1 protein-coding gene is annotated in these 888 nt (G+C 68.0%); it reads right to left on the bottom strand.

The genetic code is table 11. From position 1 onward, the window contains the following. Positions 1-888 (bottom strand): SDR family NAD(P)-dependent oxidoreductase (locus BST12_RS29125; RefSeq protein WP_139802069.1); only part of this gene is annotated, 888 nt, incomplete at both ends.

An 888-nucleotide genomic window follows, 5' to 3' on the forward strand; every position in this document is an offset into this window, starting at 1 on the left:
GAACATCTCGGCGAACGGGCTGCGCTGAGCGAACGCCGTCAGCCACGGCGACCCGATCACCGGGGCGTAGCCGGTGTAGGCGCGGTTGTGGCGCAGCAACGCCTCGAACGCGTACGCACCTTCCTCCGGGCCGATCGCATCGCCGGCCTGTTCGGCAAACGTCGTCGCACGACCGATCTCGGCCCACGGACCCCAGGCAATCGAGGTCGCCGGAAGGCCTTGTGATTTCCGCCACTGGGTGAAGGCATCCAGCCAACTATTGGCCGCCGCATAAGCCCCCTGACCCGGCGAACCCACCAAAGCCGCCGCCGAGGAGAACGAGCAGAACCAGTCCAACGGCTGCCCCGCACTGGCCTCATGCAGACGCCAGGCCCCATACACCTTGGGCGCCCAGTCACGCTCAATCAGATCCTCGGTGATGTTGCCAAGGGTGGCGTCCTCGACCACCGCCGCGGCGTGCAGCACACCCCGCAACGCCAAGCCCGTGGCGGTAGCCGCAGCCACCAACCGCTCGGCCGCGCCCGGATGTGCGATGTCGCCGCATTCGACCACCACGTCGGAGCCGATCGAGCGCACCAGTTCGATGGTCTCGAGCACCTTCTGGCTGGGCTGCGAACGCGAACTGAGCACAATGCGCCCCGCACCGCCATTGGCCATCTTCTCGGCCAGGAACAAACCCAGCCCACCCAAACCACCGGTGATGATGTAGGACCCGTCGCCGCGGAACACGGGCGCGTGCTCGGGCGGCAACACCACGCTGCTGCGCCCGGCGTGGGGCACATCGAGGATGAGTTTGCCGGTGTGTTCGGCGGCCCCCATCACCCGGATCGCAGTGGCCGCCTCGGCCAGCGGGTAATGCGTGCTCTCGGGCATCGGCAGCACGCCCTC

Origin of the sequence: Mycobacterium angelicum (assembly GCF_002086155.1) — a bacterium.
Classification (GTDB): Bacteria; Actinomycetota; Actinomycetes; order Mycobacteriales; family Mycobacteriaceae; genus Mycobacterium; species Mycobacterium angelicum.